This is a genomic window from Duganella sp. Dugasp56 (genome assembly GCF_047304105.1).
GTDB lineage: Bacteria > Pseudomonadota > Gammaproteobacteria > Burkholderiales > Burkholderiaceae_D > Rugamonas > Rugamonas hordei.
Map to the genome: position 1 here is coordinate 63,443 of NZ_JBGLYQ010000010.1, position 23,379 is coordinate 86,821.

A 23,379-nucleotide genomic window follows, 5' to 3' on the forward strand; every position below is an offset into this window, starting at 1 on the left:
TAGATACTTGTTGGTAACAAGAATGCGTGGAAGACCCCGACGGGTTGCCTCGGGCGGATATCATTCTGTAAGAATCTTACGTATTATATCTTATAGAAGACCTGAATACGTAAGCCATTGATTTCAATCCATTTTCCTGCGCACTACGCCACTTTGGTGCAGAAAAATCATCTTACCGCACCACAGCAATGCCGCTATTGTACTCGCTTAGGGGGTCGCTCCGAGCCACACGGCGCCCGACAACAGCAATAACAACATCATCCACAGCAGCAGCGCGCGCCACACCAGGCCGACCGTGCTTTGCAGCGCACGGACATTGGGCTCCTCGCCCGGCAGCACCTCCGGCTCCTCGTCGCCGGCATCGACGGTGGCGGCATCCACCGGCAGCACCTTGGCGGCATTTTCCGCCGGCGTGCCCAGGCGCACGCCCATTGCACCGCCGCCCGCCGACAGGATGATGCCGATCGCCTCGTCGGACCAGCGGTGGGCGAAATTGCGCCAGGCGTAGATAGCGTCTTCGAAGTTGCCGACCACGGCGAACGCCACGGCGGTCAGGCGCACCGGCAACCAGTCGATCCAGTAGAACGCGCGGGCGGCGAACTGGCCGAACGCCTCGTTGCGCATGTGTTCAGGCTCGTTCCAGGCGCGCGCCAGGTGTTCCGACACACGGTACATGACGGCGCAGGCCGGGCCCAGCGGCATCAGGAACCAGAAGAACACGCCGAACACGTTGCGGTGGGTGGTGATCAGCGATTTTTCCACGGCGATGCGGGCGATCTCGGACGTTTCCATGCCGACCGTGTCCTGCCTGGTCCACTCGGCCAGCAGGGCGCGCGCGGTGGCGTCGTCGCCGGCGTTCAGCGCCAGCTGGATCGAGGTGAAATAGTGGCTGTAATGACGGAAGCCGAGCGTCAGGTAGACGATCAGCACGTTCCAGGCGAAGGCCGCCAGGAACCAGTTGTAATGCTTCAGCACCCAGTAAATCAGCGCGGTCGGCACCATCAGGATCGCCATCATCAGGAACCAGCCCATGCGGCCGTGGGTCGGGTGGCCGGCGTTGAACCAGGTTTCCATCCGCAACGCCAGCCGCTTGATTTCAGCGTAGATCGGATTGTCCGCACGCAGCGGTTTCATTTGCTCGATCAGCAGCGCGCATAGAATGGAAAGAAAAGTCATTGATGGTCCTTTAAGTCGGCAGTGCCTTGATGCCCGCTACGATAGCTTAGTGTGACTATGCACGCAAGAAATGGAACAGATTGCGCAGCATGCCGGCGGTGGCGCCCCAGATGTAATAGTCGTTGTACGGCATGGCGTAGAAGGTGCGGCGCCCGCCCGGCAACTCCACCGTCAGGCGCTGGTGATTCAGGCCGTCCATCAGGAAGGCCAGCGGCACCTCGAAGATTTCCGCCACCTCGGACGGATCGGCCGCCAGCTCGAACGGCGGCGTGACCAGGCCGACCACGGGCGTGACGCAATAACCGGTGCCGGTCAGATACTTGGGCAAGGTGCCGAGGATGTCGACGTGGCGGCGCGCCAGGCCGATCTCCTCTTCCGATTCGCGCAGCGCGGTGTCGATGACGCTGCTGTCGTAGTCCTCGGCGCGGCCGCCGGGAAAGCTGATCTGGCCGGCGTGGTCGGTCAGGTGCGCGGTGCGCTGGGTCAGCAGCAGGGTCAGGCCGCTCTCGCGCGGCACCAGCGGGATCAGCACCGAGGCGGCGGTCGGCGGGCGCTCCGCCCTGCCCGGCAGCGCCTGCTCGCCGGTTTCCGGCGTCCACAGCGGCTGTTCGGCGAAACGGCCGCGCAGCCACGCGGGCGTCAGGCGCTCCGGCGCGACGGCGGCTTCGCCGGCGATCGATTCAATCGGCAATTGTTGCGGGTCGAACATGAGCTTGGCCAACTTGCTACCTCCAGATAAAAGAAAAGGCGCCAGCGGCGCCTCTTCCATCCAAACACAAACGCGGCTATTAAGCTGCGGTTGCTTTCGCCGCTGGGCGACGGTTTGGCAGTTTTTCCTTGATACGTGCCGATTTACCGGAACGATCACGCAGGTAGTACAGTTTAGCGCGACGTACGTCACCGCGGCGTTTCACTTCGATCGAAGCGATCAGCGGGGAGTACAGCTGGAAGGTACGCTCGACGCCTTCGCCGGACGAGATCTTGCGAACGATGAAGTTCGAGTTCAGGCCACGGTTGCGACGGGAGATGACCACGCCTTCGTATGCCTGGGCGCGCTTGCGGGTGCCTTCGACTACGTTGACGTTGACGATCACGGTATCGCCAGGGGCGAAATCAGGGATGGTCTTGCCCAGGCGAGCGATTTCTTCTTGCTCGAGTTGTTGAATCAGATTCATTTTTATGACTCCATAAACCATCATGCTGGCGCGCAATGAGTTTTAAAAAACTCGCCCAGTAGAGGATGGGGGTTAAACAAGCAGGTTTATAAGCCTGCCAAAAATCGCTCGTCGTGCTTGGTGAGCAGTCCTGCCTCACGCGCTTTGACAAGCAAATCGGGGCGCTTGCGCGCGGTCGCTTCCAGCATGCGCTGGCGGCGCCATTTCTCGATCTCTGCGTGGTTGCCGCCCATCAGCACCGGCGGCACGCCCACACCTTCATATGTTTCCGGCCGCGTGTAGTGCGGCGAATCCAGCAGGCCGTTGACGAAGCTGTCTTCGATCGCCGAGGCATCCGTGTTCAGCACGCCTGGAATCTGGCGGATCACGGCATCCATCAAGGCCATCGCCGGCAGCTCGCCGCCGGACAGCACGAAATCGCCGAGGCTGATTTCCTCGTCGACGCAGCGGTCCAGCAAACGCTGGTCCACCGCCTCGTAGCGGCCGCACAGGATCACCAGACCGGGCTCCTGCTTCAGCTGCATCACGCGCTCGTGCGTCAACTGCTTGCCCTGGGGCGACATGAACACCACGCGGGGCGCGGGCAGACCGGCATCGGTCTGGCGCTGCTTCGCCGCGTTAAGCGTCGCTTCCAGGGGTTTGGCCAGCATCACCATGCCGGGGCCGCCGCCGTACGGGCGGTCATCCACGGTGCGGTGATTGTCGGTGGTGAAATCACGCGGATTCCACAACGACAAGCCACATTTATTCTGTTCAAACGCACGCCGGGTCACGCCCGACTGCGTCAGTGCGGCGAACATTTCCGGGAACAGGGTCACGACATCAAATTGCATGGCGGGCCGCCCTCAATGTTGCGCTAATAAAACTAGTAATCAAGGCCCCAGTCGACGGTGATCTTCTTTGCGGCCTTGTCTACCTTGATGACAAACGCGTCCACAAATGGAATCAGGCGCTCCTGCGCCGCTGCCTCCGGGTCAGCCTCAGGCGTCGCGGCTGGCGTAATGCGCAAGATCGACTGCGGACCGTTGCTCATCATGTCAGTCACCGTACCGAGGTGCTCACCTTGCAAATTCTCTACTTCCAGACCGATCAACTCGGTCCAGTAAAACTCGTCGTCGGACAACACCGGGAAACGACTCTTCGGTATCGACACGGCCGCGCCCTTCAGCGCTTCCGCGACATTCCGGTCGGTCACTCCCACCAGCTGCGCGACCACGTCGCCGCCATGCAGCTTGCACTGCTTGACATCGACATCGTGCAGGTTCGGCTTGTCGATCCACCAGGTTTTCACCTGCAGGAGTGCATCCGCATCTTCCGAGAAAGGACGAATCCTGACCCAGCCAGCAACGCCATAAGCACCGAAGACAAAGCCTACCTGTGCCAGATCGTCGGGGACTTGCACCCCGGATGCATTCTTATCGGTCAAACCAGCAACCAGACTTAAGCAGCTTTGTTCGAAGCTACCAGGCGAGCAACGGTCGGCGACAGTTGGGCGCCAACGGATTGCCAGTGAGCCAGACGGTCAGCGGTAATGCGCAGTGGCACTTCGCCACCGGATGCCATCGGGTTGTAGAAACCGATGCGCTCGATGAAACGGCCATCGCGACGATTGCGCGAGTCGGTTGCAACGATGTTGAAGAACGGACGCTTCTTGGCGCCTCCACGAGCTAAACGAATAACGACCATAATATTTCCAAAAAGTGTGCTAGGACGGAAAAAGCCGCAAATTATAGCGCGCTTTGCCGCGAAGCAGCAAGCGTTAATGAAATAATCGGGCAATGTTGGGGTAATCGAAGATTATCCCCCGAACCGGCGTGCGGGGCAATAGCCCTGACCATAAAAAAGGTCTGCCGGGGGCCGTATTATGACCGATACTGCATGTTTTCCGGCTATTTAAGCGACAACCATGACTGTTTTGCACCACACATCCCACAAAAACAAGACTTTGGTCGCGCTGCTGGCCTTCCTGTTCGGCGGTCTGGGCCTGCAGCGCCTGTATTTGCGCGGCCTGCGCGACCCGTGGCTGTGGGCCCACCTGGCCTCCCTGCCGGCCTGCGCGCTGGTGTCGCTGGCGGCACCAAACGCCGACGGTTTCTACAAGCTGCTGCCGCTGATGGTGTCCGGCCTGGTCGGCTTCCTCGAGGCGCTGGTGCTGGGCCTGATGTCCGACGAAAAGTGGGACGCGCGCTTCAACCCCGGCTCCGGCAAGCAATCGGACACCAACTGGCCGCTGGCCGTGGTGCTGGTGGCGGCCATGATGGTGGGCGCCGGCAGCCTGATCGCCACGATTTCACGCTTATTTGACTTGTTGTACACTGGTGGTTCCTACGGTTAACAAGGAGAACAAGACATGAACCGTTCCATGCTGGTGGCACTGGCCATCGCCGGCCTGAGCTCCACCGCCCAGGCCCAAAGCCCGAAAGAGCAATTCAACGCCGAAACCAAGCGCATCGCCACCCGCTACGCGGATGACAAGAAGCTGTGCGCCGAAGAAAGCAACTCGTCGACCCGCATGCAATGCACGCGCGACGCCAAGTCCGAATACGACAAAGCCATGACCATGGCCAAGGCCCAGTACAAGGCCAGCCCGGCCAAGCCCGGCAGCTGCATGGAATGCGGCAAGGTCACCTCGATCGTGGTCAGCGACAAGGCCGGCGAAGGCAGCGCGCTGGGCGTCATCGCCGGCGGCGTTGCCGGCGCCCTGCTGGGCAACCAGGTCGGCAGCGGCCATGGCCGCCAGCTGGCGACGGTGGCCGGCGCGGCCGGCGGCGCCTATGCCGGCAAGAAGATCGAAGAGAAGGCCAAATCCACCAAGCAGTGGACCGTGCACGTGCAATACGACGACGGCAAGCAGGCCAGCTTCAACTTCGACCACGACCCGCGCATGCTGAGCGGCGACCGCGTCCGCAACGACAACGGCAACCTGGTCCGCAACTAGCGTCAAACAAACAGCCTCCGGGCTGTTTTTTTTCGCCTGTGCCACAATATCTTGCTGATTCGACCACTACAGGAGACATCGTGCAAGTACCGACCTTCCCCGCCCAATGGCAAGCGCTGGTAGACCAGGCCGCCACCGCCCTGCGCACGCTGGCGCTCGATGAGGCCGCCAAGGAAAAATTCTGCAACGATCCGCTGCTGCGGCCCTATATGCACAAGGTGTCGCAGCGCTATGTTGCCGGCCGGACGGTGGCCGAAGCGCTGCAGCGCGTCGAGCACATCATCGCGCAAGGCCATGCGGCGTCGGTGGAGTACATGGGCGAAAGCGTGCGCGACGAAGCGTTCGCGATGGCCGAGACGGAGGTGTTCATGGAGCTGGTCAAGGCTGTCGGCCAGCGCACCCTGAACTGCTCGATCTCGTTCGACCTGTCGCACGTGGGCCTGACGGTGGACAAGGAACTGGGCTACCGCAACGCCCGCCGCATCGCGCTGGCAGCCGCCGAGATCAACCGCGAGGCGATGATCTCGATGGAAGCCATCGACCGCGCCGACGACATCTACCAGCTTTACGCGCGGCTGCACCGGGAAGACGGCTTGCACAATGTCGGCATCACGGTGCCGGCCAAGCGCCACCGCACGGCGCGCGACCTGCCGTCGCTGATGAAGATCCCGGGCCGCATCCGGCTGGTGAAAGGCGCGTTCCTGGAGTCGGAGGAGGTCTCATATCACCGCAACAGCCCCGAGCTGGCGGCCGCCTACCGCCGCCACGCGCGGGAGTTGCTGCTGAGCGGCCACAAGTGCTCGATCGCCACGCACGACCGCGGCATCCAGCAAGACCTCGGCGCGCTGATACTGCAAGAGCGCATCGATCCGCGCTGGTATGAATTCGAATCGCTGATCGGCCTCGGCACCGAGCAGATCGCCGACCTGAGGGCGCGCGGCTTCCCCACCCGTGAATACGCGGTGTTCGGCGACGAACACTTCCTCTACGTACTGAACCGCATCGCCGAGGAACCGGTGCGCGTGTACCAGGCCATCGTCGATGTGATGGACCGGCCGGCTTGAATTACCAGCCGCCGCCCATGTGCGGCGCGAAGCGCTGCGTCAGGAAGTCGACGAAGGCGCCGACCTTGGCCGACAGGTTCAGGCGCTGCGGGTAGACCGCAAAGATGTCGGCGGCCGGCAACGACCACTCCTCCAGCACCGGCAGCAGCCGGCCGGAACGCAGATACGGCGCCGCATCCCATTGCGAGCGCATGAGGATGCCGTAGCCTTCCAGCGCCCATGCCAGCGCCGTCTCGCCGTCGTTGGTGCTGAGCGTGCCGCGCACCTTGACCGTCTCCTGCCGCCGGCCATTGTTCAGCTGCCAGACGCCGTAAGCCGCCTCATCCTCGCGGATCACGATGCAGTCGCGGCGCTGCAAATCGTTGGGCGTGAGCGGCGCCGCGACCTTGTCCAGATACAGCGGCGAGGCGCACAGCAGCCGCCGGTTGGACGCGATCTTGCGCGCCGTGATGCGCGCGTCCGGCAGCTCGCCGATGCGGATGCCGACATCGTAGGCCGCATCGACCAGGTTCATCGGCCGCTCCGTCATCTGCAACTGCACCTCCACTTCCGGATAGCGCCGCGCGAACGCCGCCACCGCCGGCGCGATATGCCGCCGCCCGAAGCCGAAGCTGGCGTTGACCCGCAGCAGCCCCTTCGGCTCGGCGCGGCTGCTGACCACCTTCATCTCCAGTTCCTCGATATCGGCCAGGATGCGCGCGCCGTTGCTCAGGTAGACCTCGCCCTCGTGCGTCACGCTCATGCGCCGTGTGGTGCGGTTCAGCAGGCGCACGCCCAGCCGCTGCTCCAGCGCCGCCAACCGCTTGGTGACCACCGGCGGCGTCACGCCCAGCTCGCGCGCCACCGCCGCCAGACTGCCCTGTTTGATCAGCAGGGCAAAAAATGCCAGGTCCGAGACCGCATCCATTATTAATCCTGAAGAAAGAATAGATTTAATTTTCACAAATTATATGCCTGATCTGCGGTTATACAATGCTCTGCAACCAGGAGATATCATGTTCCCTCACTTTGAACAGCACACCATCGACGTCGGCGACGTCCCCATTCACTGCGTCAAGGGCGGCAGCGGCCCTGGTCTGCTGCTGCTGCACGGCCACCCGCAAACGCACGCGATCTGGCACAAGGTGGCGCCGCAACTGGCCGAGCGCTACACCGTCATCGCCGCCGACCTGCGCGGCTACGGCGACAGCGGCAAGCCGGCCGGCCTGCCCGACCACAGCAACTATTCCAAGCGCGCGATGGCCGCCGACCAGCTGCGCCTGATGCGCCATTTCGGCCACGAGCGCTTCCTGGTGCTGGCGCACGACCGCGGCGCCCGCGTCGCCTACCGCATGGCGCTCGACCATCCGGCAGCCGTCAGCCGCCTGGTCACGCTGGATATCGCGCCGACGCTGGCCATGTACGAGAAAACCTCGATGGCCTTCGCCACCGCCTACTACCACTGGTTCTTCCTGATCCGTCCGGCGCCGTTCCCGGAGACGCTGATCAACTCCCATCCGGGCGACTACCTGAAGCACACCATCGGCGGCCGCAGCGCCGGCCTGGCGCCGTTCACCGACGAAGCCTACGCCGAATACCTGCGCTGCCTGCGGGACCCGGCCACCGTGCACGGCATCTGCGAGGACTACCGCGCCAGCGCCACGATCGACCTGGAACACGAACGCGCCGACCTGGCCGCCGGCCGCAAGATCGCCTGCCCGATGCTGGCCCTGTGGGGCGCGCACGGCGCGGTCGGCCAGTGCTTCGATCCGCTGGCCGAATGGCGGGCACTGGCCAGCGACGTGCGCGGCAAGGCGCTCGACTGCGGCCACTACATCCCGGAAGAAGCGCCGCAGGCGCTGCTCGACGAAGTACTGCCTTTCCTCTCCACCCAGACGCCATAGAAAGCCGTGCCATGCCATCCACCCTGTACCAGAAACTGGTCGCCTCGCACACCGTCAGCCGCCTCGACGCGCAGCACGTGCTGCTGTACGCCGACCTGCACATCATGAACGAATACACCAGCCCGCAAGCCTTCACCGCGCTGCGCGCGCAGCAACGCCGCGTGCTGCGGCCCCGGCAGCAACTGGCCGTGGTGTCGCACATCATTCCCACGCACCCGGTCAACAACGCGCAGCGCACCATCATGGACCCGGCCTCGTCGCTGCAGGCGCGCAACCTGAAGCGCAATTGCGACGAGTTCGGCATCAGGCTGTTCGACACCACCGACGCCGACCAGGGCATCGAGCACATCGTCGCGCCCGAACACGGCCTGATCCGCCCCGGCATGGTGGTCATGTGCGGCGACAGCCATACCACCACCTACGGCGCGCTCGGTGCGCTGGGCTTCGGCGTGGGCACCTCGGAGGTCGAGCACATCCTGGCGACGCAGACGCTGGTCTACCGGCTGGCCGGCGACATGCGCATCCGCATCGACGGCGCGCTGCCGCTGGGCACCTCGGTCAAGGACCTGATCCTGCTCATCATCGGCAGCATAGGTGCCCAGGGCGCGCGCGGCTACGCGGTGGAATTCTGCGGCACCACCATCGCCACGCTGTCGGCCGAAGCGCGCATGACGATGTGCAATATGGCGGTGGAAGCCGGCGCCCGCGCCGCGCTGATCCAGCCGGACCGGATCACTTTCGACTATGTTGCCGCCCGGGCCCAGGACCTGCGCGGCGCGGCATGGGAACAAGCCATGACCAGTTGGCGCGAACTGTATTCCGACCCGGATGCGCAGTTCGACGTCGAGCACGTGTTCGACGCGGCCGAGGTGGAACCTTACGTCACCTGGGGCACCAGTCCCGACCAGGCCATGCCCGTCACCGGCCTGCTGCCCGATCCGGCCGCGAGCGGCAACGCCCACTCGCATGACGCCATCGCCCGCGCGCTGGACTACATGGGGCTGCGGGCCGTGGCGCCGATCGAGCGCACCCCGGTCGACCGCGTCTTCATCGGTTCCTGCACCAACGGCCGCATCGAGGATTTGCGGCTGGCTGCCGCCATCGTGCGCGGACGCAGCGTCGCGCCCGCCGTGCGCGCGATGGTGGTGCCCGGCTCGGGCAGCGTGCGCCGCCAGGCCGAACAGGAAGGCCTGGCACAGGTCTTTCTCGATGCCGGTTTCGAATGGCGCCAGCCGGGCTGCTCGATGTGCCTGGCCATGAACGACGACGTGCTGGAGCCGGGCGAGCGCTGCGCCTCCACCACCAACCGCAATTTCGAGGGCCGCCAGGGCCGCGCGGGCCGCACGCACCTGATGAGCCCGGCCATGGCTGCGGCCGCCGCCATCACCGGCTACATCGCCGACGTCCGCAAACTGGGAGTACACCATGCATAAGTTAGAAGGCATCGCCGCGCCGCTGCTGATCGACAACCTCGACACCGACCAGATCATGCCCAAGCAATTCCTGCGCATCATCACCAAGGAAGGTCTGGACCAGGGCGTGCTGTACGACCTGCGCTTCGAGCCCGACGGCACGCCCAAGCCGGGGTTCGTTCTGAACCGCGCGGCATATCGGGGTGCCAATATCCTGATCGGCGGCGCCAACTTCGGCTGCGGCTCCAGCCGCGAACATGCGGTGTGGGGCATGCAGCAACTGGGGATAGAAGCGGTGATCGCCTCCAGCTTTGCTGAAATCTTTTTCGGCAACGCGCTGGCCAACCGGCTGCTGCTGATCACGCTGGCGCCGGACCAGGTTGACGCCCTGGCTGCCGAGACGGTGGCGGCTCCGGGCAGCCACGTCACCATCGACCTTGTCGACATGAGCGTGCGTAGCGCGGGCGGCCTGGCCTTTCCGTTCACGCTGGGCCAGCGCCACAAACAAATGATCACCGAAGGCCTGGACATGGTCGGCGCGACGCTGCGGCAACTGGCCGACATCGAGGCGTTCGAGCAGCGCCACCACGCCGAGGCGCCGTGGACGCGCGTGCTGCACGCCTGATGATGCATCCAATAAAAACATGATGGAGACAACTATGAAACGCTCGCCGCTGTATACCAGGCTTTACTTCCAGGTCATTGTCGGCATCACCGCCGGGGTGTTGCTGGGATGGTTCTATCCCGACCTCGGCACGGAGATGAAGCCGCTGGGAGATTCCTTCATCAAACTGATCAAGATGATGATCGCTCCCATCATCTTTTGCACGGTGGTCACCGGCATTTCCAAGATGGGCAATCTGCGGGACGTAGGGCGAGTCGGCAGCAAGGCGCTGCTCTACTTTGAAGTGGTCACCACGCTGGCGATGATGATCGGCATGATCGTCGTGAACCTGGTGCAGCCCGGCGGCGGCATGAATATCGATGCGCATGCGCTGGACACCAAGTCGATCGCCGCCTACACCGCCATGGCCAAGCACAGCGGCACGGCCGAGTTCCTGATGAGCGTCATTCCGACCACCATCTTCGACGCCTTCACCAAGGGCGACATACTACAGGTGTTGCTGTTTGCCATACTTACCGGCGTTTCACTGACACAGTTCGGCGACAAGGTCAAACCGCTGGTCGACCTGCTGAACATGGCGGCGCACAGCCTGTTCGGCGTGATCGGCATCATCATGAAACTGGCGCCGATCGGCGCGTTCGGCGCGATGGCCTTCACGATCGGCAAGTATGGCATCGGTGCGCTGCAGCAACTTGGTTTGCTCATGCTGTGCATGTACGCAACCTGCTTCCTGTTCGTGTTCGTGGTGCTGGGATTGATCTGCCGCTACACCGGCTTTGGCATCTGGCCTTTCCTCAAATATATCCGCGATGAAGTGCTGATCGTGCTGGGCACGTCGACCAGCGAATCGGTGCTGCCGCGCATTATGGTCAAGCTGGAAAAACTGGGCTGCGCCAGACCGGTGGTGGGACTGGTGATACCGACCGGATATTCCTTCAACCTGGACGGTACCTCGATCTACCTGACCATGTCGGCTATCTTCATCGCCCAGGCCTGCAATGTGCAGCTGACCTGGGGCGAGCAACTGGGCATCCTGGGCACCCTGCTGCTGACATCGAAAGGCGCGGGGGCGGTGGTCGGCGCCGGCTTCATCACGCTGGCAGCCACGCTGGCCACGATGGGGGGCAAGATTCCGGTCGAAGGCCTGGCGCTGCTGGTCGGCATCGACCGCTTCATGGCCGAGGCGCGCTCGATCACCAATCTCATCGGCAACAGCGTGGCCACCGTCGTCATCTCGAAATGGGAAGGCGCGCTGGACATGGAGCGCATGCAGCGCGTGCTCAGCGGACAGCAGGTGCCGGACGATGAGCCGGCCCCGGCCGACGCGCCAGGCACCACCGGAGACTTGGTTCAGGCCGGCTAGTCCCGGCACGAGGCAGGCGTTGAGCGGCGATGCTACATATAGCCGGTCAGCAGCGCGCGCGCCCAGTCCGGGCGTCCGTTGCGCTGCGCCAGCTCTGCCATTGGACGGCTGTCATACGGCACCGCGATCAGGCCGCTGGTCCACGCGCCATCTATCCGCTCCACTATGGCATAGCGCGCGTCCGGCGAGCCGTTCTGGACCATGTGAAAAGTTGGATGTTCGTCATCGTAAGCCTGCAATCCGACGCTGCCGGGATTGACGATCAGCGTGCCGTTCGGCGCCCGCACGGAGCGCGGCACGTGGGTGTGGCCGCATATCACCAGCTCGGCCCGCACATCGCCCAGCCGCTGTCCCACCTCCTCCGGCGTGGCCAGCCGCACATGGGGCTGGCCGGGATCCACCGATTCCAGGAAGTATTCGAGATCGCTGCGCGGCGTGCCGTGGCACAGCAGCACCTGGTCGTTCAGCCGCTGGCAGGATTTGAGCGACGCCATCCAGGCCAGTTCGCGCACGCCCAGCTGCGCCCGCGCATAAGCGTCTGAAGGCCGGCGCTGCATATTGTCCGGCGCATCGGGATCCAGCTCCAGCACTTGCCGCTCGTGATTGCCGGCCAGGTGTATCCAATCCTGCGCCATCAGGAAGCGCACCGTCTCGCGCGGCAGCAGTGGCCCTGAGGCGCTGTCGCCCAGATTGACCACCAGATCCACGCCGCGCCGGTGCATATGGCCCACCACGGCTTCCAGCGCCGGCAAGTTGCCGTGTATGTCAGACAGAATCGCGATGCGCATAGGGCCTCCCGGGTGGTTCCACTTCACAGTGTAGCGCGATAGGCGTAAAAAAAGCAGCCCGAAGGCTGCTTTTCGTGAAGCGGCGAGACCGGCTTAGAACTGGTCTTCGCTCAGCGCCAGCACGCCGGCGCTGCCGTCGATGATAGCGATGCGCAAGCCCGAGGCTTGCGACAGGATGTGGTCGGCGAAGAAGCGCGCGGTGGCGATCTTGGCTTTATAGAAACCGGCGTCGCCATCGTTGGCGTCCAGCTTCTGCTGAGCGATCACGGCGGCGCGCGCCATCTGCCAGCCACCCAGCACGATGCCGGCCAGCTTCAGGTACAGCACGCTGCCCGAAAACACGCCCTTGATGTCGCTCTTCATGTTGGCCACCACGTAATCGACCACCGCTTCCAGGTCCTTGCTGCCGGACGACAGCTGCGCCAGGATGGCCTTGAAGTCCGCGTTGTCCGACGCCGCCAGTTGCGCCTCGGTCGCGCGCACCTGGGCGATGATGCCCTTGGCCACGGCGCCGCCGTCGCGCACGGTCTTGCGGCCGACCAGGTCGTTGGCCTGGATCGCCGTCGTGCCTTCGTAGATCGTCAGGATCTTCGCATCGCGGTAGTGCTGGGCCGCGCCGGTTTCCTCGATGAAGCCCATGCCGCCGTGCACCTGCACGCCGTCGCGGGTCACGTCCTGCGACATCTCGGTCGACCAGCCCTTGATCACGGGCACCAGGTACTCGTACACCGCCAGGTTGGCCTTGCGCACTTCCGCGTCGGCGTGGCTGTGCGCCACGTCGCTGATGCCGGCGCCGACATAGGCCAGCGCGCGCGCCGCCTCGGTCTGCGAACGCATGGACATCAGCATGCGGCGCACGTCCGGGTGATGAATAATAGCTACCGGGCCGGCCGAACCGGCCAGGTCACGCGACTGCACGCGGTCCTTGGCGAAGGCCACGGCCTTCTGGTAGGCCCGCTCGGCCAGGCCGATGCCCTGCAGGCCGACGCCGAAGCGGGCCGCGTTCATCATGATGAACATGTATTCCAGGCCGCGGTTCTCCTCGCCCACCAGCGTGCCGATGGCGCCGCCGTGGTCGCCGAATTGCAGCACGGCGGTCGGGCTGGCCTTGATGCCCAGCTTGTGCTCGATCGACACGCAATGCGCATCGTTGCGGGCGCCGACCGAACCGTCGGCGTTGACCAGGAACTTGGGCACGATGAACAGCGAGATGCCCTTCACGCCCGGCGGCGCGTCCGGCGTGCGCGCCAGCACCAGGTGGACGATGTTCTCGGCGAAGTCATGCTCGCCGTAGGTGATGAAGATCTTGGTGCCGAACACCTTGTAGGTGCCGTCGCCCTGCGGCACGGCGCGGGTGCGCACGGCGGCCAGGTCGGAGCCGGCTTGCGGCTCGGTCAGGTTCATGGTGCCGGTCCACTTGCCCGACACCAGATTTTCCAAATAGATGGCTTTCTGCTCGTCGCTGCCGGCGGTCAGCAGCGCTTCGATCGCGCCGTCCGACAGCAGCGCGCACAGCGCGAACGAGATGCTGCCGGAGTTGAGCATTTCAATGCATGGGGTCGCCAGCAGCTTCGGCAGGCCCTGGCCGCCGAATTCCACCGGGTGCTGCACGCCCTGCCAGCCGGCCTCGGCAAATGCCTTGAAGGCTTCCTTGAAGCCCTTGGAGGTGGTGACCTGGCCGTCGTGCCACCAGCTCGGTTCCTTATCGCTCGGGTTGTTCAACGGCGCGACCACGCCGCTGACGAATTTCGCGTTCTCTTCCAGCACGGCTTCGGCGGTGTCCGGGGTCGCGTCTTCGTTGCCCGGCAGCGCGTTGACGCCGGCCAGGTCGGCCAGTTCGTTCATCACGAACAGCATGTCTTTCAGGGGTGCTTGATATGGCATCTTATGTCTCCAAGAAAAAGGCCACGGCAATCCGGCGTTCCGGATCAGCGTGGCCTGATGTGCGGTGCGCGGGCTTAGCCCAGTTCAGCAACCAGTTGCGGCACGATTTCGAACAGGTCGCCGACGATGCCGTAGTCGGCAACGGAGAAGATCGGCGCTTCAGGATCTTTGTTGATCGCCACGATGGTCTTCGAATCCTTCATGCCGGCCAGGTGCTGGATCGCGCCGGAGATGCCGACGGCGATGTACAGCGTCGGCGCGACGATCTTGCCGGTCTGGCCCACCTGCCAGTCGTTCGGCACATAGCCGGCGTCGACGGCGGCGCGCGATGCGCCCATGGCGGCGTTCAGCTTGTCCGCCAGCGGTTCCAGGATCTTGAACGCTTCGCCCGAGCCCATGCCGCGGCCGCCGGAAACGATGATCTTGGCGGCGGTCAGCTCAGGACGGTCCGACTTGGCCAGCTCGCGGCCGACGAAGGCCGATTTGCCGATGTCGGCAACTGCGGCGACGGTTTCGGTCGCGGCCGAACCGCCGGTGGCGGCGGCGGCGTCGAAGCCGGTCGAACGCACGGTGATGACCTTGATCTTGTCCGACGATTGCACGTAGGCGATCGCGTTGCCGGCGTAGATAGGACGCTCGAAGGTGTCCGGCGAGTCGACCTTGGTGATTTCGGAAATCTGCGCCACGTCCAGCTTGGCGGCCACGCGCGGCAGGATGTTCTTGCCGTAGGCGGTGGCCGGGGCCAGGATGTGGCTGTACGAACCGGCCAGCGCCAGCACTTGCTCGGCGATGTTCTCGGCCAGGCCGTCGGCGAAGTAAGCGGCGTCGGCCACGATGACTTTCGACACGCCGGCGATTTGCGCGGCTGCTTCGGCTGCGGCGCCGGCGTTCGAGCCGGCAACCAGGACGTGCACGTCGCCACCGCACTGGGCGGCAGCGGTCACGGTGTGGAGGGTGCTGCCTTTCAGGCTAGCGTTGTCGTGTTCGGCGATAACTAATGCGACCATGGTTGTTCCTTTAGATGACTTTGGCTTCGGTGCGCAGTTTTGCGACCAGGGTGGCGACGTCCGGTACCTTGATGCCGGCCGAGCGTTTTGCAGGCTCGACGACTTTCAGGGTTTTCAGACGCGGGGTCACATCGACGCCCAGGTCTTCTGGCTTGGTCACATCCAGCGGTTTTTTCTTGGCCTTCATGATGTTCGGCAGCGTCACATAGCGCGGCTCGTTCAGGCGCAGGTCGGTGGTGACGATGGCCGGCAAGGTCAGCGCCAGCGTTTCCAGGCCGCCGTCCACTTCGCGGGTCACGGTGACCTTGCCGTCTTCCAGCACCACTTTCGACGCGAACGTCGCTTGCGGCCAGCCCAGCAGCGCAGCCAGCATCTGGCCGGTCTGGTTGGAATCGTCGTCGATCGCCTGCTTGCCCAGGATGATCAGTTGCGGCTGTTCCTTGTCCGCCAGCGCCTTGAGCAGCTTGGCCACCGCCAGCGGCTCCAGCTCGACGGCGGTTTCCACCAGGATGCCGCGGTCGGCGCCGATGGCCATGCCGGTGCGCAGGGTTTCCTGGCATTGGGTCACGCCGCACGATACGGCCACCACTTCGGTCACCTTGCCGGCTTCTTTGAGGCGCATCGCTTCTTCCAGCGCGATCTCATCGAATGGATTCATCGACATTTTGACGTTGGCGATATCGACGCCGCTGCCGTCGGACTTGACGCGCACCTTGACGTTGTAGTCGACCACGCGTTTGACGGGTACCAAGACTTTCATAGCTGTGCCTTTGGAAAAATTAAAGAATTCGGGACAAATAATGTGGGCTAGATTATATGAGAAATCCAGCCTGCACAAGAAATTTAAGCACGATCGTGCGTTTTTTAGCTAGTAGAAATCGTCTAAAAAATAAATGCTTTAGACGATATTTCTGTAGAAAAAGTAGCTAAGGGAAGACGCGGCGCTTATTTGCGCTGCATCAAAAAGACAAATTCGCGGCCAGTCTGGACATGCGACAACAGCGCATTGCCGGTTTGCTTGGCGAAAGCCTGGAAATCCCGCACGGAACCCGGGTCGGTCGCCATAATCCGCAGCACTTCGCCGCTCTGCAACTCAGACAAGGCTTTCTTGGCCTTCAGGATCGGCAGCGGACAGTTCAAACCGCGCGCATCGAGTTCCTTATGGAATTCCATGATTTCGTTTTCAAGTATCGTGTCGCTCATCAAGAACCCGCTCGTTTTGTTTAGGACTGTCGTCATACTACTCCAAAACGGGCCGCATGACGCGCTGCACCAAAATAGTTCATTGCGCGTTGCAAGTTTGCAACGCGAGCTGACGAGTATACAACAGGAATCCCCAGACGACAACGGCCCGCGCTTGACACGCGGGCCGCTTATTTACGGGCTTTTTACTGGCTTCTGAGCAACTTAGGCGCGCTCGCCCACCCATGCGGCAACACCCGCCAGAGCCGCCGGCAGGCCGCTCGGATCGGTGCCGCCGGCCTGCGCCATATCAGGGCGTCCGCCACCTTTTCCGCCCACTTGTTGTGCAACGAAGTTCACCAGCTCGCCCGCCTTGACCTTGGACGTGGCGTCCGCCGTCACGCCGGCGATCAGGCTCACCTTGCCGTCGGCAACGCTGGCCAGCACGATCGCGGCGGTCTTCAGCTTGTCCTTCAGCTTGTCCATGGTCTCGCGCAGGCGGGCCACGTCGGCGCCGTCCAGCGTGGCCGCCAGCACCTTGATGCCGTTGACGTCGACCGCTTGCGCGACCAGCTCGTCGCCCTGGCCCGAAGCCAGTTTCGATTTCAGCGCGGCCAGTTCCTTTTCCAGCGCCTTGACGTGGTCCTGCACCTGGCCGATACGCGCGGTCAGTTCCTCGGGATTCGACTTCAGCGCGGCCGACGCTTCCAGCAGGCGGCGGTTCATCGATTGCACCAGCGCCAGCGCGCCTTCGCCGGTGACGGCTTCGACGCGGCGGATGCCGGCGGCCACGCCGCCTTCAGCGATGATCTTGAACAGGCCGATGTCGCCGGTGCGCTGCACGTGCACGCCGCCGCACAGCTCTTTCGAGGTGCCGATATCCAGCACGCGCACTTCGTCGCCGTACTTCTCGCCGAACAGCGCCATCGCGCCGTGCTTGACCGCGTCGTCGAAGGACATGTGCTGCGCCTTGGTCGCGTGGTTTTCCAGGATCTCCTTGTTGACCTTGGTTTCCACTTCGGCGATCTGCTCGGCCGTCAGCGGCGCGTTGTGGCTGAAGTCGAAGCGGGTCTTGTCCGGATCGACCAGCGAGCCTTTCTGCGCCACGTGCGAACCCAGCACTTCGCGCAGGGCCTTGTGCATCAGGTGGGTGGCCGAGTGGTTGCGGATGGTGCGCGCGCGCTTGGCTTGATCGACGTTGGCGCTGACCGCATCGCCCACTTTCAGCGCGCCCGACTCCAGCACGCCGTGGTGGCCGAACACGTCGGCCTGGATCTTCAGCGTGTCGCTGACGCTGAACTGCGCCGCGCCCGAGCTGATGACGCCCTGGTCGCCCACCTGGCCGCCGGATTCCGCGTAGAACGGCGTGGTGTCGAGCACCACGATGCCGGCCTGGCCAGCCTTCAGTTCCTGCACCGGCGTGCCGGCCGCGTACAGCGCGACGACCTTGCTGCTGTGCGTCAGGTTGTCATAGCCGACGAATTTGTTTTTCTCGCCCGAGTACTCGACCTTGCTGTCCTTGGTGGTCTTGCCGCCCTTGCGCGACAGTTCCTGGCTTTCCTTCAGCGCGGCGTCGTAGCCGGCCTGGTCGAACTCGATATTGCGCTCGCGGCAGATGTCGGCCGTCAGGTCCGGCGGGAAGCCGTAGGTCTCGTACAAGGTGAAGGCGGTGGCGCCGTCGATGCCCTTGCCGTCCTTGGCCAGCTGCGCCTCCAGCACTTTCATGCCGGTTTCCAGCGTCTCGCCGAAGCGCTCTTCCTCGGCCTTGAGCATCTGGGCCACGCGGTCCTTGGCTTCTTCCAGCTCCGGATAGGCGGCGCCCATCTCGATCGCCAGGTCGGCCACCAGCTTGTAGAAGAACGGCTTGGTCTGGCCCAGCTTGTGGCCGTGGCGCAGCGCGCGGCGGATGATGCGGCGCAGCACGTAGGCACGGCCTTCGCTGCCGGGAATCACGCCGTCGACGATCATGAACGCGGCGGCGCGGATGTGGTCGGCGATCACGCGCAGCGATTTGTTTTCCAGGTCGGTGGCGCCGGTTTCGCGCGCGGCGGCCTTGATCAGGTGCTGGAACAGGTCGATCTCGTAGTTCGAGTGCACGTGCTGCAGCACGGCGGCCAGGCGCTCCATGCCCATGCCGGTGTCGACGCACGGCTTCGGCAGCTTGTGCATCACGCCCGCTTCGTCGCGATTGAACTGCATGAACACCAGGTTCCAGATTTCGATGAAGCGGTCACCGTCTTCGTCCGGCGAGCCTGGCGGGCCGCCAGGAATGTCGGCGCCGTGGTCGTAGAAGATCTCGGTGCACGGACCGCATGGGCCGGTGTCGGCCATCTGCCAGAAGTTGTCCGACGCGTAGCGCGCGCCCTTGTTGTCGCCGATGCGGATGATGCGCTCTTTTGGCACGCCGATCTCATTGGCCCAGATGTCGTAGGCCTCGTCGTCTTCCTGGTAGACGGTGACGGTCAGCTTGTCGACCGGCAGCGCGTAGACCTTGGTCAGCAGTTCCCAGGCGTAGTTGATGGCGTCGCGCTTGAAGTAGTCGCCGAAGCTGAAGTTGCCCAGCATTTCGAAGAAGGTGTGGTGGCGCGCGGTGTAGCCGACGTTTTCCAGGTCGTTGTGCTTGCCGCCGGCGCGCACGCAGCGCTGCACGGAGGTGGCGCGGGTGTACGGACGGCTGTCGGTACCGGTGAACACGTCCTTGAATTGCACCATGCCGCTGTTGGTCAGCAGCAGGGTCGGGTCGTTGCCAGGTACCAGGGAGCTGGAACGGACAATCGAATGACCCTTGGATTCAAAAAACTTGAGGAATTTGTCGCGGATTTCAGATGATTTCATGTCGTAAGCAGAGGTAGCTGGCAAATGCAAAGGGTTGATTATATATGACCACGCCGCAGGCAGGGTCTCAGGCGAAGGTGGGGCCGATCAAATCGATGCGGTCGGTGCAGAACCCGTCCACGCCCCAGGACAGGATCTCCCGGCCCCGCTGCGGATCGTTGACGGTATAGCAAAACAGGCCGTAGCCGGCCGCCTTGACCTGCGCCGCCAGCTCGCGCGTCAGGTACTTCTGGTTGGTGTGGATGGCCACGGCGCCCAGTGCGCGCGCCTGCTCCTGCCAGCCGGCGGGGATCTTGTCCAGCAGATAGCCGCGCGGCAGCTCGGGCGCGGCGTCGCGGGCGGCCGCCAGCGCGTCGAAGCTGAATGACGACAGCAGCGGGATGGCGGCGGGGTTGGAGACCGCACTGCCGGCGGCGAGTTCGGCGGCATAGCTGTCGCGTGTCACTTTTGCAACCCAGGCGCCGGTTTCGCGCTCGAAACCGTCGGCCGGCTTGATTTCCACGTTCATCCAGATGCGTTGCGCCTTGCAATAATCGATGAATTGGGTGAAGAATGGTACCGGTTCATCACGGAATTGCGGGCCGAACCAGCTGCCGGCGTCCATCGCGGCCAGCTCGACGGCGTCGGTGCCCGGCACGCTGCCCCGCCCCGCCACTGTGCGGCCGAAGTCGGGGTCGTGCATCACCATGCCGATGCCGTCGCGCGACAGCATCACGTCGAACTCGACGGCGCGGAAGCCATAGGCCAGCCCGGCGCGCAGTCCGGCCACCGTGTTTTCCGGCGCCAGCGTCCCGCCGCCGCGGTGTGCAACAATTTTTGGGTAGGGCCACATGGCTTTGCCTCGGAAAGGTTGTTATGACAATCATATCAACACTATCACGAATGGCGCCAGCCGTGCTGCTGTTGTGGTCAGCTCTCGCCGGTGCCGAAGCGCTGACCCAGGAACTGGTGGTCTCCCGCGCCGCCATCCTGTACGCCGGCCGGCTCGACAAACTGACGCTGGACGCCGACCCGCGCTTCAGCGAGCGCGTGCGCAACATCGCCCTGCCGCTGATCGCCCAGGCCGGCCGCGACTACCCGGACACCGCGCACTGGGCCTGGGAAATCCATACCACCGGTGACCCGGAGCAGAACGCCGACTGCATGGCCGGCGGCAAGATCCTGGTCAGCGCCGACTACGTCGGCCGGCTGGAGCTGAGCGACGCCGAACTGGCCATGCTGCTGGCCCATGAAATCGAGCACGCCGCCCTGCGTCACAACCTGAAGGAATACCAGCAGGCGCTGCTGCTCGACCCGCGCTGGGCGCAGCGGCCCTACCTGGAACTGGAACACGCGGTCGACCACGACACCGACCTGATCGACCTGCTGGCCGCCACCAATTACAGTCAGGAACAGGAAGCCGACCGCGAAGGCCTGCTGCTGGCATGGCGCGCGGGCTGGCCGGCGGCGCGGCTGGCGACCTATTTCAAGAAGGTGGCGCGCGCCAGCGACCGTCCGCGGCGCAGCAAGCCGGACTATCCGTCGCCGCTGCAGCGCTGGCAGGCCGCGCGCGAACTGGCCGGCACATTGCAAAAAAATTATGTGCAAGCGCCCGACTGAGCCACTACACTAGCGGCCTGATAGCATTACTCAAAAGGTTACACACATCATGACAGCTCCAAAAGCGCTAGGCCATATCCGCGTCCTCGACCTGAGCCGCGTGCTGGCCGGACCGTGGTGCTCGCAGAATCTGGCCGACCTCGGCGCCGACGTCATCAAGATCGAACGTCCCGGCAGCGGCGACGACACCCGCGCCTGGGGCCCGCCGTACGCCAAGGACGCCGCCGGCAACAACACCACCGAGGCCGCCTACTACCTGGCCGCCAACCGCGGCAAGCGCTCGGTCACGATCGACATCGCCAGCGCCGACGGCCAGGCGCTGATACGCGAATTGGCCAGCCACTGCGACGTGGTGCTGGAAAACTTCAAGGTCGGCCAGCTCAAACGCTACGGCCTGGACTATGAATCGCTGAAAGCCATCAAACCCGACCTGGTCTACTGCTCGGTGACCGGTTTCGGCCAGGACGGCCCGTACGCGCACCGCGCCGGCTACGACTTCCTGATCCAGGGCATGGGCGGCCTGATGTCGGTCACCGGCGAGCGCGACGACCTGCCCGGCGGCGGCCCGCAAAAGGCCGGCGTGGCGCTGACCGACCTGATGACCGGCATGTACGCCACCATCGCCATCCTGGCCGCGCTGACGCACCGCGACCGCAGCGGCGAAGGCCAGTACATCGACATGGCCTTGCTGGACGTGCAGGTGGCGATGCTGGCCAATATGGGCAGCAACTACCTCAACAGCGGCAAGCCGCCCAAGCGCTGGGGCAATGCGCACCCGAACATCGTGCCGTACCAGACCTTCCAGTGCGCCGACGGCTACATCATCGTCGCCACCGGCAACGACGGCCAGTATCAGAAGTTTGTCGAGGTGGGCGGCCGCGCCGACCTGGCCTTGCACGAGCGCTACGCCACCAATCCGCTGCGCGTGCAGAACCGCGACGAGCTGGTGCCGCTGCTGGCGGCCATGGTGCTGGCGCAGCCGCGCGATTTCTGGATCGGCAAGCTGGAGGAAGTCGGCGTGCCCTGCGGCCCGATCAACAACCTCGACGACGTCTACAAGAATCCGCAAGTGCTGGCGCGCGAGCTGGTGATGGAGGTGCCGCATCCGACGGCCGGCAGCATGAAGCTGGTGCGCAGCCCGATGAAGATGTCGGCCACGCCGGCCGACAACGCGCTCGCGCCGCCGCTGCTGGGCCAGCACACCGACGAGGTCCTGCGCAACCTGCTGGGCCAAAGCGACGACGACATCGCCGCGCTGCGCGAGCAGGGAGTGCTGTAATGGAAAAGCTGATCGCCGAATTAAAACGGCTGTACCTGCTCGACGACCAGGAGTGCTTCCCCGCCGGCGAACTGACGGCGCGGATGCTGGAGCAGCACTTGAGCGGCGAGAAAACCACGTCGCTCAACCTGGTCTCGGACAACGGCCTGGTGCGCGCGCTGATCGTCGATTTCAACCGCATGGGCGACGCGCCGGCGCTGCAGCATTGGGACCGCCTGTGCGGCGTGGCCAACGCGCTGCAGGACCAGCTCGGCCTGCCCGCGCCGGCCGTCAGCATCAGCGGCGCCGGCGGCTACTCGCTGTGGATGTCGCTGGCGACGCCGGTGCCGCTCAATCAGGCGCAGCAGTTTCTGCACCTGCTGCGCAAGACCTATTTCCCCGACATACCGAACGAAGAGATCGGCCTGCGTCCCGACACCGTGACCAGCACCACCGCCGAGCTGCCGCCGTGCCTGCACATGGCCAGCGGCAACTGGGCGGCGTTCATCAATCCCGGCATGGGCGCCTCGTTCGCCGACGAATCCGGATTGGAAATGATGCCGCCGTACGCCGCGCAGGCGGCGTTCCTGGAAGGCCTGCAAGGCATGACGGACAAGCAGTTCACGCACGCCATCAGCACCATGCACCCGCCGCACGGCAAGGAGCGCCCGCACAAGCCGGCCGAGCCGGCGGCGGCACCGCACGCCGCCCCAAGCGGCCTGCTGCTGAAGGACGCCACGCTGGAAGACATCATCCAGCACCTGCACTCGAAGAACATCGAGCCGACGTTCAGGCACGTCATGCCGAAGTAAGCGGCCGGCCCCCGTCCGTTACGGGCTGATGCGCATATCCCGCTTCAGCTCCATGATCTGGCTGTGCATATAGCTCACCGCGCCGCGCAGCTGCGGCGACAGTCGCGGAATGTTGAGGCATACCTGCCTGGCCCGCTCTGCCAGCCGGTCCATTTCCCGGACCAGCTTGTGCAGCCGCAGCTCGTCCCTGGAAAACACCACCTCCTGCGCGGTGTCGGAATGCCGGTCCAGGCGCTGGATGCTGTCGCGCAGTTCGCTGGGCAGGTTGGGCTCGCCGGAACAGGCTTGCGCGGCCTGCCCTATCGCTTGCTGAACCAGATGGAAACGGTGCTCGATGTCGTTCGCTTGCAGCATGATGAACTCCTCCTCGATGGATCG

25 protein-coding genes are annotated in these 23,379 nt (G+C 64.1%); 10 read left to right on the forward strand and 15 right to left on the reverse strand.

Annotated elements, in window-relative coordinates; translation table 11 throughout:
- Positions 1 to 207: 207 nt before the first annotated feature.
- The 6 genes from ACCD07_RS08970 to rpsP all read right to left on the reverse strand — a co-directional run bounded on the left by ACCD07_RS08970 (position 208) and on the right by rpsP (position 4,037).
- The gene (locus tag ACCD07_RS08970) at positions 208 to 1,176 is read right to left on the reverse strand and encodes a CobD/CbiB family protein (RefSeq protein WP_176654978.1); all 969 of its coding nucleotides are present in this window, start codon (positions 1,174 to 1,176) and stop codon (positions 208 to 210) included.
- A 55-nt stretch (positions 1,177 to 1,231) separates the two neighbouring features.
- On the reverse strand, positions 1,232 to 1,897 hold the full coding sequence (locus ACCD07_RS08975) for a CoA pyrophosphatase (protein WP_413447129.1): 666 nt from the start codon (positions 1,895 to 1,897) through the stop codon (positions 1,232 to 1,234).
- Positions 1,898 to 1,964: 67 nt separating this feature from the next.
- Complete coding sequence (gene rplS, locus ACCD07_RS08980; protein ID WP_176654977.1) at positions 1,965 to 2,351, reverse strand: 50S ribosomal protein L19; 387 nt, start codon at positions 2,349 to 2,351, stop codon at positions 1,965 to 1,967.
- A gap of 86 nt (positions 2,352 to 2,437) precedes the next feature.
- Positions 2,438 to 3,184, reverse strand: a complete 747-nt coding sequence (trmD, locus tag ACCD07_RS08985) for a tRNA (guanosine(37)-N1)-methyltransferase TrmD (protein ID WP_176654976.1) — start codon at positions 3,182 to 3,184, stop codon at positions 2,438 to 2,440.
- A gap of 32 nt (positions 3,185 to 3,216) precedes the next feature.
- Positions 3,217 to 3,777, reverse strand: coding sequence for a ribosome maturation factor RimM (gene rimM, locus ACCD07_RS08990; RefSeq protein WP_353400536.1), 561 nt, complete (start codon positions 3,775 to 3,777; stop codon positions 3,217 to 3,219).
- A 14-nt stretch (positions 3,778 to 3,791) separates the two neighbouring features.
- Positions 3,792 to 4,037, reverse strand: coding sequence for a 30S ribosomal protein S16 (gene rpsP, locus ACCD07_RS08995; RefSeq protein WP_008446017.1), 246 nt, complete (start codon positions 4,035 to 4,037; stop codon positions 3,792 to 3,794).
- A 220-nt stretch (positions 4,038 to 4,257) separates the two neighbouring features.
- On the opposite strand from rpsP, the gene ACCD07_RS09000 reads away from it, so the two are divergent.
- The 3 genes from ACCD07_RS09000 to ACCD07_RS09010 all read left to right on the forward strand — a co-directional run bounded on the left by ACCD07_RS09000 (position 4,258) and on the right by ACCD07_RS09010 (position 6,353).
- The gene (locus ACCD07_RS09000) at positions 4,258 to 4,686 is read left to right on the forward strand and encodes a hypothetical protein (protein ID WP_413447130.1); all 429 of its coding nucleotides are present in this window, start codon (positions 4,258 to 4,260) and stop codon (positions 4,684 to 4,686) included.
- 15 nt (positions 4,687 to 4,701) lie between these two features.
- Positions 4,702 to 5,289, forward strand: a complete 588-nt coding sequence (locus ACCD07_RS09005; protein ID WP_353400530.1) for a glycine zipper 2TM domain-containing protein — start codon at positions 4,702 to 4,704, stop codon at positions 5,287 to 5,289.
- Between the two features lie 80 nt (positions 5,290 to 5,369).
- The gene (locus ACCD07_RS09010) at positions 5,370 to 6,353 is read left to right on the forward strand and encodes a proline dehydrogenase family protein (RefSeq protein ID WP_413447131.1); all 984 of its coding nucleotides are present in this window, start codon (positions 5,370 to 5,372) and stop codon (positions 6,351 to 6,353) included.
- A 1-nt stretch (position 6,354) separates the two neighbouring features.
- Here ACCD07_RS09010 and ACCD07_RS09015 read toward each other — a convergent pair whose 3' ends face one another.
- On the reverse strand, positions 6,355 to 7,260 hold the full coding sequence (locus tag ACCD07_RS09015; RefSeq protein WP_176654971.1) for a LysR family transcriptional regulator: 906 nt from the start codon (positions 7,258 to 7,260) through the stop codon (positions 6,355 to 6,357).
- A gap of 88 nt (positions 7,261 to 7,348) precedes the next feature.
- On the opposite strand from ACCD07_RS09015, the gene ACCD07_RS09020 reads away from it, so the two are divergent.
- The 4 genes from ACCD07_RS09020 to ACCD07_RS09035 are packed head-to-tail and all read left to right on the forward strand — an operon-like array spanning position 7,349 to position 11,636.
- Positions 7,349 to 8,236: an alpha/beta fold hydrolase gene (locus tag ACCD07_RS09020; protein ID WP_413447132.1), complete on the forward strand. Its 888-nt coding sequence runs from the start codon at positions 7,349 to 7,351 to the stop codon at positions 8,234 to 8,236.
- An 11-nt stretch (positions 8,237 to 8,247) separates the two neighbouring features.
- Positions 8,248 to 9,669, forward strand: a complete 1,422-nt coding sequence (gene leuC / locus ACCD07_RS09025) for a 3-isopropylmalate dehydratase large subunit (protein ID WP_413447133.1) — start codon at positions 8,248 to 8,250, stop codon at positions 9,667 to 9,669.
- Positions 9,662 to 10,273 (forward strand): 3-isopropylmalate dehydratase small subunit, encoded by a 612-nt coding sequence (gene leuD, locus ACCD07_RS09030; RefSeq protein WP_413447134.1) that lies wholly within the window; start codon positions 9,662 to 9,664, stop codon positions 10,271 to 10,273. Before leuC ends, leuD begins: the two co-directional genes overlap by 8 nt.
- A 34-nt stretch (positions 10,274 to 10,307) precedes the next feature.
- Entirely contained in the window at positions 10,308 to 11,636 is a 1,329-nt protein-coding gene (locus ACCD07_RS09035; RefSeq protein ID WP_413447135.1) for a dicarboxylate/amino acid:cation symporter, read from the forward strand.
- 32 nt (positions 11,637 to 11,668) lie between these two features.
- Here the strand turns inward: ACCD07_RS09035 and ACCD07_RS09040 are convergent, their stop codons facing one another.
- From ACCD07_RS09040 to ugpQ, 7 genes are all read right to left on the reverse strand, one after another.
- Positions 11,669 to 12,424 (reverse strand): metallophosphoesterase family protein, encoded by a 756-nt coding sequence (locus ACCD07_RS09040; protein WP_413447136.1) that lies wholly within the window; start codon positions 12,422 to 12,424, stop codon positions 11,669 to 11,671.
- A 93-nt stretch (positions 12,425 to 12,517) separates the two neighbouring features.
- Positions 12,518 to 14,308, reverse strand: a complete 1,791-nt coding sequence (locus tag ACCD07_RS09045; protein WP_176654965.1) for an acyl-CoA dehydrogenase — start codon at positions 14,306 to 14,308, stop codon at positions 12,518 to 12,520.
- Positions 14,309 to 14,382: 74 nt separating this feature from the next.
- On the reverse strand, positions 14,383 to 15,315 hold the full coding sequence (locus ACCD07_RS09050; RefSeq protein WP_413447137.1) for an electron transfer flavoprotein subunit alpha/FixB family protein: 933 nt from the start codon (positions 15,313 to 15,315) through the stop codon (positions 14,383 to 14,385).
- Between the two features lie 10 nt (positions 15,316 to 15,325).
- The gene (locus tag ACCD07_RS09055) at positions 15,326 to 16,075 is read right to left on the reverse strand and encodes an electron transfer flavoprotein subunit beta/FixA family protein (RefSeq protein WP_176654963.1); all 750 of its coding nucleotides are present in this window, start codon (positions 16,073 to 16,075) and stop codon (positions 15,326 to 15,328) included.
- A gap of 185 nt (positions 16,076 to 16,260) precedes the next feature.
- Positions 16,261 to 16,518, reverse strand: a complete 258-nt coding sequence (locus ACCD07_RS09060) for a sulfurtransferase TusA family protein (RefSeq protein WP_008445984.1) — start codon at positions 16,516 to 16,518, stop codon at positions 16,261 to 16,263.
- 204 nt (positions 16,519 to 16,722) lie between these two features.
- The gene (gene alaS / locus ACCD07_RS09065) at positions 16,723 to 19,332 is read right to left on the reverse strand and encodes an alanine--tRNA ligase (RefSeq protein WP_413447138.1); all 2,610 of its coding nucleotides are present in this window, start codon (positions 19,330 to 19,332) and stop codon (positions 16,723 to 16,725) included.
- Between the two features lie 67 nt (positions 19,333 to 19,399).
- Positions 19,400 to 20,164, reverse strand: a complete 765-nt coding sequence (gene ugpQ, locus ACCD07_RS09070; RefSeq protein WP_413447139.1) for a glycerophosphodiester phosphodiesterase — start codon at positions 20,162 to 20,164, stop codon at positions 19,400 to 19,402.
- Positions 20,165 to 20,187: 23 nt separating this feature from the next.
- Here ugpQ and ACCD07_RS09075 point away from each other — a divergent pair, with 23 nt between their 5' ends.
- From ACCD07_RS09075 to ACCD07_RS09085, 3 genes are read left to right on the forward strand one after another with little or no spacing between them, the layout of a single operon-like run.
- On the forward strand, positions 20,188 to 20,931 hold the full coding sequence (locus tag ACCD07_RS09075) for a M48 family metalloprotease (RefSeq protein ID WP_176654960.1): 744 nt from the start codon (positions 20,188 to 20,190) through the stop codon (positions 20,929 to 20,931).
- 49 nt (positions 20,932 to 20,980) lie between these two features.
- Positions 20,981 to 22,210: a CaiB/BaiF CoA transferase family protein gene (locus ACCD07_RS09080; protein WP_353400497.1), complete on the forward strand. Its 1,230-nt coding sequence runs from the start codon at positions 20,981 to 20,983 to the stop codon at positions 22,208 to 22,210.
- Entirely contained in the window at positions 22,210 to 23,001 is a 792-nt protein-coding gene (locus ACCD07_RS09085; RefSeq protein WP_176654958.1) for a hypothetical protein, read from the forward strand. Before ACCD07_RS09080 ends, ACCD07_RS09085 begins: the two co-directional genes overlap by 1 nt.
- An 18-nt stretch (positions 23,002 to 23,019) precedes the next feature.
- On the opposite strand, the gene ACCD07_RS09090 is transcribed toward ACCD07_RS09085, so the two are convergent.
- Positions 23,020 to 23,355 carry a hypothetical protein gene (locus tag ACCD07_RS09090; RefSeq protein WP_413447140.1) on the reverse strand — a complete coding sequence of 112 codons (336 nt, stop codon included), beginning with the start codon at positions 23,353 to 23,355 and terminating at the stop codon, positions 23,020 to 23,022.
- Positions 23,356 to 23,379 lie beyond the last annotated feature (24 nt).

Excerpts from the sequence above, each read along its gene's own strand:
- ACCD07_RS08970 (WP_176654978.1), bottom strand. The coding sequence starts at position 1,176 with ATGACTTTTCTTTCCATTCTATGCGCGCTGCTGATCGAGCAAATGAAA.
- rplS (WP_176654977.1), bottom strand. The coding sequence starts at position 2,351 with ATGAATCTGATTCAACAACTCGAGCAAGAAGAAATCGCTCGCCTGGGC.
- trmD (WP_176654976.1), bottom strand. The coding sequence starts at position 3,184 with ATGCAATTTGATGTCGTGACCCTGTTCCCGGAAATGTTCGCCGCACTG.
- rpsP (WP_008446017.1), bottom strand. The coding sequence starts at position 4,037 with ATGGTCGTTATTCGTTTAGCTCGTGGAGGCGCCAAGAAGCGTCCGTTC.
- ACCD07_RS09000 (WP_413447130.1), top strand. The coding sequence starts at position 4,258 with ATGACTGTTTTGCACCACACATCCCACAAAAACAAGACTTTGGTCGCG.
- ACCD07_RS09005 (WP_353400530.1), top strand. The coding sequence starts at position 4,702 with ATGAACCGTTCCATGCTGGTGGCACTGGCCATCGCCGGCCTGAGCTCC.
- ACCD07_RS09015 (WP_176654971.1), bottom strand. The coding sequence starts at position 7,260 with ATGGATGCGGTCTCGGACCTGGCATTTTTTGCCCTGCTGATCAAACAG.
- ACCD07_RS09020 (WP_413447132.1), top strand. The coding sequence starts at position 7,349 with ATGTTCCCTCACTTTGAACAGCACACCATCGACGTCGGCGACGTCCCC.
- leuC (WP_413447133.1), top strand. The coding sequence starts at position 8,248 with ATGCCATCCACCCTGTACCAGAAACTGGTCGCCTCGCACACCGTCAGC.
- leuD (WP_413447134.1), top strand. The coding sequence starts at position 9,662 with ATGCATAAGTTAGAAGGCATCGCCGCGCCGCTGCTGATCGACAACCTC.
- ACCD07_RS09035 (WP_413447135.1), top strand. The coding sequence starts at position 10,308 with ATGAAACGCTCGCCGCTGTATACCAGGCTTTACTTCCAGGTCATTGTC.
- ACCD07_RS09040 (WP_413447136.1), bottom strand. The coding sequence starts at position 12,424 with ATGCGCATCGCGATTCTGTCTGACATACACGGCAACTTGCCGGCGCTG.
- ACCD07_RS09045 (WP_176654965.1), bottom strand. The coding sequence starts at position 14,308 with ATGCCATATCAAGCACCCCTGAAAGACATGCTGTTCGTGATGAACGAA.
- ACCD07_RS09050 (WP_413447137.1), bottom strand. The coding sequence starts at position 15,315 with ATGGTCGCATTAGTTATCGCCGAACACGACAACGCTAGCCTGAAAGGC.
- ACCD07_RS09055 (WP_176654963.1), bottom strand. The coding sequence starts at position 16,075 with ATGAAAGTCTTGGTACCCGTCAAACGCGTGGTCGACTACAACGTCAAG.
- ACCD07_RS09060 (WP_008445984.1), bottom strand. The coding sequence starts at position 16,518 with ATGAGCGACACGATACTTGAAAACGAAATCATGGAATTCCATAAGGAA.
- alaS (WP_413447138.1), bottom strand. The coding sequence starts at position 19,332 with ATGAAATCATCTGAAATCCGCGACAAATTCCTCAAGTTTTTTGAATCC.
- ugpQ (WP_413447139.1), bottom strand. The coding sequence starts at position 20,164 with ATGTGGCCCTACCCAAAAATTGTTGCACACCGCGGCGGCGGGACGCTG.
- ACCD07_RS09075 (WP_176654960.1), top strand. The coding sequence starts at position 20,188 with ATGACAATCATATCAACACTATCACGAATGGCGCCAGCCGTGCTGCTG.
- ACCD07_RS09080 (WP_353400497.1), top strand. The coding sequence starts at position 20,981 with ATGACAGCTCCAAAAGCGCTAGGCCATATCCGCGTCCTCGACCTGAGC.
- ACCD07_RS09085 (WP_176654958.1), top strand. The coding sequence starts at position 22,210 with ATGGAAAAGCTGATCGCCGAATTAAAACGGCTGTACCTGCTCGACGAC.
- ACCD07_RS09090 (WP_413447140.1), bottom strand. The coding sequence starts at position 23,355 with ATGCTGCAAGCGAACGACATCGAGCACCGTTTCCATCTGGTTCAGCAA.